This is a genomic window from Shewanella sp. POL2 (assembly GCF_000282755.1).
GTDB classification, from domain to species: Bacteria; Pseudomonadota; Gammaproteobacteria; order Enterobacterales; family Shewanellaceae; genus Shewanella; species Shewanella xiamenensis.
Window position 1 is genome coordinate 1 of record NZ_AKZL01000111.1, and the last position, 12477, is coordinate 12477.

General features: G+C 46.2%; 10 protein-coding genes and 1 pseudogene. 1 reads left to right on the forward strand and 10 read right to left on the reverse strand.

Features of this window, described 5'->3' with window-relative positions; all coding sequences use genetic code 11:
- Positions 1-142 precede the first annotated feature (142 nt).
- The gene (locus SHEWPOL2_RS19720; protein ID WP_037430942.1) at positions 143-346 is read left to right on the forward strand and encodes a DUF2061 domain-containing protein; all 204 of its coding nucleotides are present in this window, start codon (positions 143-145) and stop codon (positions 344-346) included.
- A gap of 80 nt (positions 347-426) precedes the next feature.
- Here the strand turns inward: SHEWPOL2_RS19720 and glmS are convergent, their stop codons facing one another.
- From glmS to atpF, 10 genes and pseudogenes are all read right to left on the reverse strand, one after another.
- The gene (gene glmS, locus SHEWPOL2_RS19725; RefSeq protein WP_037430945.1) at positions 427-2256 is read right to left on the reverse strand and encodes a glutamine--fructose-6-phosphate transaminase (isomerizing); all 1830 of its coding nucleotides are present in this window, start codon (positions 2254-2256) and stop codon (positions 427-429) included.
- Positions 2257-2331: 75 nt separating this feature from the next.
- Positions 2332-3102, reverse strand: a complete 771-nt coding sequence (locus SHEWPOL2_RS19730; protein ID WP_037430947.1) for a DeoR family transcriptional regulator — start codon at positions 3100-3102, stop codon at positions 2332-2334.
- Between the two features lie 200 nt (positions 3103-3302).
- Entirely contained in the window at positions 3303-5423 is a 2121-nt protein-coding gene (locus tag SHEWPOL2_RS19735) for a TonB-dependent receptor (RefSeq protein WP_037430949.1), read from the reverse strand.
- A gap of 259 nt (positions 5424-5682) precedes the next feature.
- Positions 5683-7046 (reverse strand): annotated as a pseudogene (gene glmU / locus SHEWPOL2_RS19740) (bifunctional UDP-N-acetylglucosamine diphosphorylase/glucosamine-1-phosphate N-acetyltransferase GlmU).
- Between the two features lie 170 nt (positions 7047-7216).
- A complete protein-coding gene (locus SHEWPOL2_RS19745; protein ID WP_011624645.1) occupies positions 7217-7645 on the reverse strand; it encodes a F0F1 ATP synthase subunit epsilon in 429 nt (142 codons plus the stop codon).
- 36 nt (positions 7646-7681) lie between these two features.
- On the reverse strand, positions 7682-9073 hold the full coding sequence (atpD, locus tag SHEWPOL2_RS19750) for a F0F1 ATP synthase subunit beta (protein WP_037413426.1): 1392 nt from the start codon (positions 9071-9073) through the stop codon (positions 7682-7684).
- A gap of 35 nt (positions 9074-9108) precedes the next feature.
- Positions 9109-9969 carry a F0F1 ATP synthase subunit gamma gene (gene atpG / locus SHEWPOL2_RS19755; protein ID WP_037413431.1) on the reverse strand — a complete coding sequence of 287 codons (861 nt, stop codon included), beginning with the start codon at positions 9967-9969 and terminating at the stop codon, positions 9109-9111.
- Between the two features lie 50 nt (positions 9970-10019).
- Positions 10020-11561 carry a F0F1 ATP synthase subunit alpha gene (gene atpA, locus SHEWPOL2_RS19760; protein WP_037413433.1) on the reverse strand — a complete coding sequence of 514 codons (1542 nt, stop codon included), beginning with the start codon at positions 11559-11561 and terminating at the stop codon, positions 10020-10022.
- A 14-nt stretch (positions 11562-11575) separates the two neighbouring features.
- Positions 11576-12109, reverse strand: coding sequence for a F0F1 ATP synthase subunit delta (atpH, locus tag SHEWPOL2_RS19765; protein WP_037413434.1), 534 nt, complete (start codon positions 12107-12109; stop codon positions 11576-11578).
- A 17-nt stretch (positions 12110-12126) separates the two neighbouring features.
- Positions 12127-12477 (reverse strand): F0F1 ATP synthase subunit B (atpF, locus tag SHEWPOL2_RS19770; protein WP_037430952.1); only part of this gene is annotated, 351 nt, incomplete at its 5' end.

A 12477-nucleotide genomic window follows, 5' to 3' on the forward strand; every position in this document is an offset into this window, starting at 1 on the left:
CTCATTTGAGGGCTTTATATTTTTTAGCGCTTATAGATAGAAAAAACCGTTTAAACTAATCTCAAAATACGGCTTTAAATTTTAATGAGAATTGTTATCATCTAATCATTCCCAAAAGGGGCTTACATTAGAGGATAGAATCATGACCAAGACACTTACTTTTGCCGTATTACATTTCAGCGTTGCCTTCACCGTTACCTATTTATTAACTGGTAGTGTTTTAGTCGGTGGTGCCGTCGCCTTAGTTGAGCCCGCAATTAACACTGTGGTGTTTTATTTCCACGATAAAGTATGGAAACGTTTAGAAGCAAAAAAGCAGCACGCGCTTGATGCGATAACGGTTTAACTGACTCAGCCACCAGCAAATAACTCTAATCAAGCCCCAATAAAAAACCGCCATTTAGGCGTTTTTTTATTGCTTCCGATTTATTCCACCGTCACCGATTTAGCGAGGTTTCGCGGTTGATCCACATCGGTGCCCTTAATTAAGGCAACGTGATACGAAAGCAACTGTAGTGGGATGGTGTAAATCAGCGGCGCCATAAAGATATCGCAGTGTGGAACCGGGATAACCTTCATGGTTTCGTCAGATTCAAACTCCGCATCCACATCGGCAAACACATACATTAAACCACCACGGGCACGCACTTCTTCAACGTTAGATTTCAGCTTTTCTAACAGTTCGTTGTTTGGCGCAACCACGATGACTGGCATGTCGGCATCAATCAAGGCCAGTGGGCCATGTTTCAGCTCGCCAGAAGCATATGCCTCAGCATGGATATAGGAGATCTCTTTAAGTTTTAGCGCGCCTTCCATCGCTATCGGGTATTGATCGCCACGGCCAAGGAATAAGGCATGGTGTTTGTCGGCAAAGTCTTCTGCCAATTCAGCAATCGCATCATCTAAGCCTAATGCTTGCTCCACTTTGGCAGGCATAGACTGTAGGCTTTGAGTGATCTCGGCCTGCATTTGCTCCGACATGCCATTATGGCGACCGATCACCGCCGTCAGCATTAATAAACCCGCTAATTGCACGGTAAAGGCTTTAGTTGAAGCAACGCCAATTTCGGCGCCTGCTTTCATCATGTACGCCATGTCAGACTCACGAACTAAGGAAGAGCCAGGCGCGTTACAGATGGTCAGTGTCGCCTTATAACCCATTTCTTTGGCTAGGCGCATCGCTGCAAGCGTATCGGCAGTTTCACCGGATTGAGAAATGGTCACCAACAGGCTGTTAGGGAACAAATGTGACTTGCGGTAGCGGAATTCGGAGGCGATTTCGACATTACAAGAAACGCCAGCCCAATCCTCTAACCAATAACGCGCCGCCATGCCCGCATGGTAGCTAGTACCACAGGCAATAATCTGTACGTGTTTAATATCTTTTAAGAATTCAGCGGCATTATCACCAAAAGCCGTGTCGAGCACTTGCTTGTTAGCAATGCGACCTTCGATAGTGCGTGTCAGTGCCAATGGCTGCTCATAGATTTCTTTGAGCATATAGTGGCGATATTCGCCTTTGTCGCCAGCATCATGGGTGATTTCTGACTCTTTAACTTCGCGCTCAACTTTATTGCCATGCACATCGAAAATGCTCACTGTGCGACGAGTCACTTCGGCCACGTCACCTTCTTCTAAAAAGGCGAAAGAGCGGGTGACAGGCAGCAGTGCCAGTTGGTCGGAGGCGACAAAGTTTTCACCTAAACCAAAACCAATCACTAATGGGCTGCCTGAGCGCGCCACGACCATGCGCTCGCTGTCGCGGCGGTCAATCACCACAGTGCCATAAGCGCCTTCGAGTTGTTTAACCGTGGCTTGCACCGCTGCCAGTAAGGTGTCGTGCGTTTTTAATTCATGATGAACTAGGTGACAAATGACTTCAGTGTCGGTATCAGAGCTGAAGTGGTAGCCGTGTTCTTTAAGCATTTCACGCAGTTTATGATGGTTTTCGATAATGCCATTGTGCACAACGGCAATATCGCCTTCAGATAAATGTGGGTGAGCATTGCGCTCGCTTGGCTCACCATGGGTCGCCCAACGAGTATGCGCAATACCAGTGCCGCCCGCTAATGGGTCGGTTTCGAGTGCAGCAGACAATTCCTGCACTTTACCCACGCGGCGGGTGCGATTGAGTTCGCCATTGTGGATCACAGCAACACCAGCAGAGTCATATCCACGATATTCTAAACGACGTAAACCTTCGACCAGAATTTCGGCCACATCCCTTTGCGCCACGGCGCCAACGATTCCGCACATAGTTTTTACCTATAAAATGAAAAATAAAAATGAAGTTGTTTGAGTCATTTGCTCTGGCTTATCACGGGCAAATGCCTAAGGCGAGTAGGGCGCTAAGATGACTTTCACGCCTTGCTCGGTAATTTGGTTAAGGGCGCTCTCTTCGATGCGATCATCGGTGACTAGTACACTGATTTGCGACCAAGGTAGTTCTAAATTAGGGATCCGCTTGCCTATTTTGTCCGAATCCACCATCACGATGACTTCTCGGGAAACCTCAGCCATCACCTTACTTAAACCCGTCAGCTCATTAAAGGTGGTGGTACCTCGCGCTAAATCGATACCGTCGGCACCGATAAACAGTTGGTCAAAGTTATAGGAGCGTAATACCTGTTCGGCCACTTGGCCTTGAAAGGATTCAGAATGCGGATCCCAGGTTCCACCGGTCATCAATAGGGTCGGCTCATTTTCAAGTTCGTGAATCGCGTTAGCCAAATGCAGAGCATTGGTCATTACCACCAGCCCACGTTTTTGGTTGAGTTCAGCAATTAAGCCTGAAGTGGTGGTACCGCTATCGATAATGATGCGATTGTGATCTTTAATCAGCTGCGCCGCAGCTTTAGCGATGGATAACTTATTAGGGGCAATCTTGGCAGAAAACTGTTGCGTCACTTCATCGGGAATAGCCACAGCACCACCGTAGCGGCGTAGCAACAGTCCCGTTTTTTCAAGTTCTGCCAAGTCTTTACGAATAGTCACTTCAGAAGTTTCGAAACGTAATGACAACTCATCGACACTCACTTCACCCTGTTCATTCAGGATGCTGATGATACTGTGGCGTCGTTGCTGTGTATTTCGTTTATTCATAAAACCTTTCAGTTAACTTTCGATTCGAAAGATATATTATAAAGAAACGAAACATTTTTACTAGTATTCGAAAGATAATTTCGAATCAAGATGGGTCGCTTTTAAGTTGGATTAATTAACTCTATGAAAAATAATAAAAAAGCAGTTCACCCAAAGGTAAACTGCTTTAATTGTATGAAACTTAAAAAGGGGAACTGAGCTTAAAACTTAGCTTCAAGTGCCACGCTGAAGTTACGATCTTGGCCGATAGTGACCATCTTATCGCTACCACCATCTAAGTATTCAGTATCAAATAGGTTTCTCACGTTTGCGCGGATGCTTACGTCTTTACCCATAATATCCATAGTGTAGGCAGCACCGATATCAAAACGGACGTAACCATCTTTGGTTATGGTATTTACATCATTAGCAAAACGCTCACCAACGTAGATAGCGCCAAAGTTCATCGCAAAGTTGTCAGTTACTTCGTAACGAGTCCAGATATTGGCAGACCACTCAGGGGCATCAATAGGAGTTTTACCATCTAAATTCTTGCCACCGATTTTGCCTGCACCCGTATTATATTCCGCATCTAAATACATCATAGATGAAGTCACAAACCAGCTATCACCTAACTGGCCTTGGGCACCAACTTCAAAACCACGGTGATGTTGCTCACCACCTTGAGTGGTTATTGTTTTATCACCATCACTTGTTACTGGAATATCTAGCACTGTTGTGACATTGGACACGGTTATATCAAACAGAGCAGCTGTCAGCAGTAGACTGTCATTAAAGAGCTCCCACTTCGTTCCCAATTCATACTGAGTGCCATACTCAGGTTTTAGATTAGCCCCTTGATTCACATCTTCGGAACTGGTTACAGATCCTTGCGGGGTAAAGCTTTTTGAATAGTTAACATAAATACTGCCATTATCCATAGGCGAATAAATCACCCCGAATTTAGGCGATACGGCATAGCTGTTACCGCCAGCGGTATCTTTTTTCTGTTCGTCATACCGTACACCAGCAAGCAACTTCCATTGCTCATTTAATGTCATTAAATCCTGCAAATAGAAACCGTAATACTTGTATTCACTTGGGTTGCTTAGCTGACCTTGATGATAATCAAGATCTTGCTGAATAATTGGTTGCCCAGGAATTACACGCTGACTTTTGCCTTTCTGAATTTGCTGCTGATAGAAATAGTCTAAATAGTTAGCACCAATAAGGAATTGATGCTCCATTCCTGCCAAAGAAAATTCACCCGTGAAATCCACATAGGCCGTTTTATGCTGCCAATCGTCATAACGGTCGAATGGTTTGATGCTATAACCATCTTTGAATGGATCTTCAGAGCCTTCAATCAAACTTGGCGCAGAGTCTAAACGTTGGCGATTAAATTGTTGATCGTTGTAGCCGACTTTAACTTTCCAGTCGTTACTCATTTGCCAAGTCAGATCAGCACCTAAATTTGAAACAGTATTATCGGTAAAGGCCCAAGGCGCGTCCCATACGGTTTTACGCTCGCCAATCACATTGCCTTGTTTATCTAACCAGCCACCCGCATCGATGCCCGCTTTGTCTTGGGTATGGTCGTACTTAACCGATAACAAAACATCATCACTGATATCAAATTCTAAGTTTAAGTAACCCAACCAACGATTACGCTCTTGGTTTTCATTAGTAGTTGAATATTCGCGCCAGTATTTAGTGTCTTGTTTAACTAACACACCACGATAACGAATGCTTTGAGCATCGTTTAAGCTGCCTCCCGCATCTAACTGCGCACGGGTAGAGCCGTAGCCATCAGTATCAAAACCTAAATCGAGCATTGAATCATAGGTCGGCTTTTTGGTGACCATATTAACCAAACCGCCAGGACCGGATTGGCCATACAACATACTTGAAGGGCCTTTTAGTACCTCAACCTGTTGTAGCGTTTCAATAGGTTGAACGTAATGAGACCATTGCTGGTGGCCGTTGATGAGATAACCGTTGCCCGAATCGAGTTCGAAGCCACGAATACTGAAGACTTGGCGGTTCCAACGAGTGGTACCCGCCGTTACGCTCGAATCGTTAACTAAGACTTCCGCAAGGTTTGTTGCTAATTGTTCATCGGTAACAAAATCAGGGATAACATTAACGGACTGCGGGGTATCCATTAAGTCAATATCGCCACGCATAGCGCCCGATGCGCTACCGACTTTATAATCGTTAAAAGTACGGCCTGTTACATTAATACGTTCTATATTTGCATCGTTTGGCGCTTCTGCCATAACAGGCATCGCCATTAATGCAGCCCCAACGGCCAAACCTACAACTGAATATTTAAATACCATTGCCAACACCTCAAGTAGACCTTTCGTCTTAGAATTGCAGGCAATATAAATAAGAATTATTTTTATTTAAGGTTCTTTACATGAATTTACAATTTCGCGTGACTTAGATCAACTTTGAATAAAAACAATGAATTACCCATAACACCATAGTATTAATTCAACATTAATTTAGCTGATTTTTATTTGGTGAGGATTTTGACCTTTGACAAAAAAACATAAAGCGGCTAATTGCCGCTTTGTATAACAAAAAATGAAGCCGTTACTTCTTAATCTTTACCGGACGTTGCCAGCCAGTCAGATGTTTTTGCTTAACACGGGTGATCACTAGCTCATCCTCACCCACATCACGGGTAATTGTTGACCCTGCACCGAGCGTCGCGCCTTTACCAATAGTCACCGGCGCCACCAGCTGAGTATCACTTCCCACAAACACATTATCTTCAATCACGGTTAAGTGTTTATTGGCACCATCGTAATTACAGGTAATAGTGCCAGCACCAATATTCACACCCGCACCGATTTGCGCATCGCCTAAATAGGCTAAGTGACCCGCCTTAGACCCCACACCTAAAACGGCTTTTTTCATCTCAACGAAGTTACCGATATGGGCATCTTGCATTAACTCAGCACCGGGGCGTAAACGGGCAAAAGGCCCCGCACTGGCTGCTACGCCGAGTTTAGCGCCTTCGATAATAGAGTAAGGTTTGATCTCGGCATTGTCGGCAATTTCACAATCGATCAGAATCGCGCCAGCACCAATGCTGACATTGTTGCCAATCACCACTTTACCTTCGAAAATCACGTTCACATCGACCATCACATCCATACCCACGGTCACTTCACCACGGATATCGATACGGCTTGGATCGCGCAAATTAGCGCCAGCAATCATCAGCTTTTCGGCTTCACGGGCCTGATAAGCGCGCTCAAGTTGTGCAAGCTGCACGCGGTTATTGGCACCTTCCACTTCGATAGCAGATTGCGGCTGAGCAGTATTAATCTCAACCCCATCGGCGTGGGCCATGGCGATAATATCCGTTAGATAGTATTCACCTTGGGCATTGTTATTCGATAGGCGACCAAGCCAGGTTTTTAATGCATTACCAGGAACCGCCATAATGCCCGTGTTAACTTCATTAATAGCAAGTTGCTCGGGATTAGCATCTTTTGTTCGACAATACCGACAACCTTGCCCTGCTCGCGCACGATACGGCCATAGCCAGTAGGATTGGTTAGATTGACGGTTAAAATCGCCACACCATTATCGGGACGCGCAGCGAGCAAAGCTTCAAGTGTAGAGGCTTGGATTAACGGCACATCACCGTAAAGGATCAGCACAGTATCATTATCATCGATATTAGGAATCGCCTGAGCGACCGCATGGCCAGTGCCTAACTGCTCGGCTTGCAACATCCAATTGAGTTGCTGCTCGCCCAAAGCGGATTTTAATTTATCGGCACCGTAGCCATAAACGAGCTGTATAGCATCACTGCCAATACGGTGTGCAGTATCAATCACATGCTGCACCATGCTCTTGTGGGCGATAGGATGTAATACCTTGGGAAGATCCGAGCGCATGCGAGTTCCTTTTCCTGCTGCCAAGATCACTACATTTAATGCCATTGCCATATCCTTGATTAACATCCCAAAGGGATAAACTGAGCTCTATTTAATGGCGCAATTTTAACGGAAAGGCGCAGCAAAGCGAAAGGCAGATCTCAAAACGCAGCGAAAAAACCAACAAAAAAGGCGGGTATCTTTCGATAACCGCCTTTTATCACAAACAATAACCTTTATCTGGCAATGTTTTTCTTGATGGTTTCAACAACACGTAATTGAGCCATTGCTTTCGCTAACTCAACCATAGCGGCATCATAATTAAAGTCCGCACCCGCAGTTGCCATATGGGCTTCTGCACGACGCTTGGCTTCTAATGCTGCCTGCTCATCAATATCTTTGGCACGCATAACCACATCAGCTAACACAGAAACAGAAGAAGGTTGTACTTCCAGTAAACCACCAGAAAGGTAAAACACTTCTTCGCTGCCGTCTTGTTTGACGATGCGCGCCATGCCAGGTTTGATATAGCTTAACAGTGGAGCGTGGCCATGCATGATGCCCAACTCACCTTCAGAACCGGTCACTTGTAGGCTCGCTACGCGACCAGAGAAGATACTGCTTTCTGCGCTGACTATATCAAGCTGTACTGTCATGGCTGCCATCCCGTTCTCCTTAAAAAACTAAGTATGACTACTTAGTTATTTCTTTTTGTTAGCTTTCTCGACAGCTTCGTCGATAGAACCAACCATGTAGAACGCTTGTTCTGGAATGTGATCGAACTCACCACTCAGAATTCCCTTGAAGCCACGGATAGTGTCTTTCAGAGAAACGTACTTACCAGGAGAACCAGTAAAGACTTCTGCTACGTGGAAAGGCTGAGACAAGAAACGCTCAATCTTACGTGCACGGGAAACGGTCATCTTGTCATCATCTGACAATTCGTCCATACCGAGAATCGCAATAATGTCTTTCAGCTCTTTGTAGCGTTGCAGAACAGTTTGTACACCGTTAGCTACGTCATAGTGCTCTTGACCAACCACTAATGGATCTAATTGACGAGAAGTCGAATCCAATGGGTCAACCGCTGGGTAAATACCCAGAGAAGCGATTTGACGTGACAATACAACAGTCGCATCTAAGTGAGCGAAGGTTGTAGCTGGTGACGGGTCAGTCAAGTCGTCCGCAGGTACGTATACCGCTTGTACAGAGGTAATAGAACCCGTCTTAGTTGAAGTAATACGCTCTTGCAGAACGCCCATTTCTTCAGCCAGAGTGGGTTGGTAACCTACCGCAGAAGGCATACGACCTAACAGTGCAGATACTTCAGTACCGGCTAGGGTGTAACGGTAAATGTTGTCAACGAACAACAGTACGTCACGACCTTCGTCACGGAACTTTTCAGCCATAGTCAGACCGGTCAGTGCTACACGCAGACGGTTTCCTGGTGGCTCGTTCATTTGGCCATAAACCATGGCTACTTTGTCGAGAACGCCAGAATCTTTCATCTCGTAGTAGAAGTCGTTACCCTCACGAGTACGCTCACCTACACCAGCGAATACAGAAAGACCTGAGTGAGCTTTAGCGATGTTGTTAATCAGTTCCATCATGTTAACTGTCTTACCAACACCCGCACCACCGAACAGACCTACTTTACCACCCTTAGCGAATGGACATACAAGGTCGATAACCTTGATACCCGTCTCTAACAGTTCAGTCGTGTTTGATTGCTCTTCGTATGAAGGAGCGCTGCGGTGAATCACATAACGTTCTTCTTCGCCAATTGCACCAGCTTCATCAATAGGGTCGCCTAAAACGTTCATGATACGGCCAAGAGTGGCGGTACCAACAGGAACAGAAATAGGTGAACCTGAGTTTACTACCTCAAGACCACGACGCAGACCATCAGAAGTACCCATAGCGATGGTACGAACTACACCACCACCTAGTTGTTGCTGAACTTCCAGCACCAAACCATTACAGGAGCCTTCACCTGTGATCTTCAGAGCGTCATATACCTGAGGTACGGCATCTTGTGGAAACTCTACGTCCACAACCGCGCCAATCACTTGGACAACAGTACCTGTGCTCATGATTAATCCTCTAAAACTTGTATTCGTTACCTAACCTAAACCGCAGAGGCACCAGAAACAATTTCCGACAGTTCTTGCGTAATCGCAGCCTGACGAGCCTTGTTATAGACCAATTGCAAATCGTCAATCAGTGTACCCGCGTTGTCCGTTGCCGCCTTCATCGCCACCATACGGGCAGCTTGTTCGGAAGCAATGTTTTCAACAACACCTTGGTAAACCTGAGATTCTACATAACGAACCAATAAGGTATCCAAAAGGGCTTTTGGATCAGGTTCGTAGATGTAGTCCCAACGATGAGCAACCTCATCATCTTCCGATTTAGGCAAAGGTAGCAGCTGCTCGATCACAGGAGTCTGCGTCATAGTGTTTACAAACTTGTTGAACACTACATACAGACGATCCAGTTTGCCTTCGTTGTAAGCATCTAGCATCACACGTACTGTCCCGATCAGGTCAGCGAGCTTTGGCGCATCGCCTAAACCTGAAGCATGGGCAGAAACCTGTCCACCGAAGCTTTTGAAAAACTGCACACTACGAGCACCAATAGGACAGAATTCAAATTCTGCACCTTGCTCTTTCCAGCTTTTCACGTCTGCAACAACCTTTTTAAAGAGGTTGACGTTCAGACCACCACAAAGGCCACGGTCGGTTGCCACAACAATGTAACCAACCCGCTTAGCCTCTCTCACCTCTAAGTAGGGGTGTTTATACTCGAGAGAACCTTGCGCTACGTGACCGATCACCTTACGCATGTTTTCCGCGTATGGACGGCTCGCAGCCATGCGTTCTTGCGCTCTGCGCATTTTGCTGGCTGCCACCATTTCCATGGCGGACGTGATCTTCTGAGTGTTTTTTACACTCGCGATCTTGGTTTTAATCTCTTTAGCGCCGGCCATCTCTACTCTCCAATCTGGACCTGAGGTGTCTTAAGACACCTCTATCATTGTTACCAGGTTTGGGTTGCTACGAACTTGTCGAGGCCAGCTTTTAATTCAGCTTCGATATCGGCGTTATAATCGCCAGTCTCGTTGATAAGCTTGATTAAAGCAGCATGCTCGCTGTTCATGTACGAGAGCAGAGCGGCTTCGAAATCACCAACTTTTTTCAGCTCAATGCCCTTCAGGTAACCTTTTTCAGCTGCGAAAATAGACACAGCTTGAGCAGCTACACTCATAGGAGCATATTGTTTTTGCTTCATCAGTTCGGTAACACGCACACCATGCTCTAGCTGAGCACGAGTTGCATCGTCTAAGTCAGATGCAAACTGTGAGAACGCAGCAAGTTCACGATACTGTGCAAGAGCAGTACGAATACCACCAGACAGTTTCTTGATGATCTTAGTCTGAGCCGCACCACCAACACGAGAAACAGAAATACCTGGGTTAACCGCTGGACGTAAGCCAGAGTTAAACAGATCAGTCTCAAGGAAGATCTGACCGTCAGTAATCGAAATTACGTTGGTCGGTACGAATGCAGATACGTCACCCGCCTGAGTTTCAATAATAGGCAGCGCGGTTAACGAACCGGTTTTACCTGTTACTGCACCTTTTGTGAACTTTTCTACATAATCTTCGTTTACGCGTGAAGCACGCTCTAGTAAACGAGAGTGTAGATAAAATACGTCACCAGGATAAGCTTCACGGCCTGGTGGACGCTTCAATAGTAACGAGATCTGACGGTAAGCAACTGCTTGCTTAGACAGGTCATCGTATACGATCAGAGCATCTTCACCGCGGTCGCGGAAGTATTCACCCATAGCACAACCAGAGTACGGTGCTAAGTATTGCAGCGCAGCAGCTTCAGAAGCTGTAGCAACCACAACGATAGTGTTAGCTAATGCACCGTGTTCTTCTAGCTTACGCACTACGTTAGCGATAGTAGAAGCCTTTTGGCCTACTGCTACGTATACGCACTTAATGCCAGAATCGCGCTGGTTGATGATTGCGTCGATCGCCATGGCTGTTTTACCAGTTTGACGGTCGCCAATGATCAATTCACGTTGGCCACGACCGATTGGGATCATAGCGTCAACGGCTTTATAACCAGTTTGAACTGGTTGATCTACTGACTTACGCTCGATAACACCAGGAGCAATCACTTCAATAGGAGAGAAACCATCGTTGTTGATAGCTCCTTTTCCGTCAATAGGCTCACCCAAAGTGTTAACTACGCGGCCTAACAGGCCACGACCGACTGGAACTTCCAGAATACGGCCAGTAGTTTTAACTTTTACGCCCTCTGCTAAATCAGCATAAGGGCCCATTACTACGGCACCGACAGAATCACGTTCAAGGTTCAACGCGATTGCAAAACGGCTACCAGGCAGTTCGATCATTTCACCTTGCATCACATCGGCTAGGCCGTGGATGCGGATAATGCCGTCACTAACCGCAACGATAGTACCTTCGTTACGAGATTCGCTAACGACTTCGAACTGCTCGATCCGCTGCTTAATCAGATCGCTGATTTCAGTGGAATTCAGTTGCATGCTCAAACTCCCAATTACGACTGCAGCTTTTCAGACAGACGCGATAACTTACCGCGGACAGAGCCATCAATGACTAAGTCACCTGCCTTAATGATTACACCGGCGATAAGCGCGGCGTCAGTGCTGCAATTCAGCTTAACTTTGCGTGCGAGACGTTTCCCTAAAGAAATACTGATCTGCTGCTGTTGTTCAGAGCTGAGCTCAGCTGCAGAAACCACATCGGCTTCCACTTCTTTTGCCCACTCATTACGGTATTGAGCAAAAAGCTCAGATACAGCAGGTAGTACCTTTAAGCGACCGTTTTCAGCCATTACCTTTATCAAGTTTTGACCTTGCTCATTGATTTGCTCACCACACACACTGATAAAGAGTGCGGCGAGTTTGGTGCTGGCTAAAGAGCCAGTCAGCAGTGGCTGCATGGTTTCGTTTTCACTAACCAATGCGGCAAACGTGAGCATTTCGGCCCAGGTATCCACTGCGTTGTGTTCAACAGCAACGTCAAAAGCTGCCTTTGCGTAAGGGCGAGCGATGGTGGTTAATTCAGCCATAACTCAAACTCCCCTTATCAAATTTCAGCGACTAGTTTATTAACTATGTCACTGTGGGCGGCTGGATCAATAGAACGCTCAAGGATCTTCTCAGCACCCATGATGGCAAGAGTAGCAACCTGCTTACGCAGATCCTCTTTCACGCGATTACGTTCAGCTTCAATTTCTGCTTTACCCTGAGCGATGATTTTGGCACGCTCAGCGTCTGCTTCGGCTTTAGCTTCTTCCACTATTTGAGCTTTACGCTTGTTAGCTTGCTCAATAATTTCGTTAGCCGTCACCTTGGCTTCTTTTAGTTGGTCAGTCGCTTTCGCTTGAGCCAACTCTAGGTCTTTTACCGCACGATCAGCATCAGCTAGACCGTCAGC

Excerpts from the sequence above, each read along its gene's own strand:
- SHEWPOL2_RS19720 (WP_037430942.1), top strand. The coding sequence starts at position 143 with ATGACCAAGACACTTACTTTTGCCGTATTACATTTCAGCGTTGCCTTC.
- glmS (WP_037430945.1), bottom strand. The coding sequence starts at position 2,256 with ATGTGCGGAATCGTTGGCGCCGTGGCGCAAAGGGATGTGGCCGAAATT.
- SHEWPOL2_RS19730 (WP_037430947.1), bottom strand. The coding sequence starts at position 3,102 with ATGAATAAACGAAATACACAGCAACGACGCCACAGTATCATCAGCATC.
- SHEWPOL2_RS19735 (WP_037430949.1), bottom strand. The coding sequence starts at position 5,423 with ATGGTATTTAAATATTCAGTTGTAGGTTTGGCCGTTGGGGCTGCATTA.
- SHEWPOL2_RS19745 (WP_011624645.1), bottom strand. The coding sequence starts at position 7,645 with ATGGCAGCCATGACAGTACAGCTTGATATAGTCAGCGCAGAAAGCAGT.
- atpD (WP_037413426.1), bottom strand. The coding sequence starts at position 9,073 with ATGAGCACAGGTACTGTTGTCCAAGTGATTGGCGCGGTTGTGGACGTA.
- atpG (WP_037413431.1), bottom strand. The coding sequence starts at position 9,969 with ATGGCCGGCGCTAAAGAGATTAAAACCAAGATCGCGAGTGTAAAAAAC.
- atpA (WP_037413433.1), bottom strand. The coding sequence starts at position 11,561 with ATGCAACTGAATTCCACTGAAATCAGCGATCTGATTAAGCAGCGGATC.
- atpH (WP_037413434.1), bottom strand. The coding sequence starts at position 12,109 with ATGGCTGAATTAACCACCATCGCTCGCCCTTACGCAAAGGCAGCTTTT.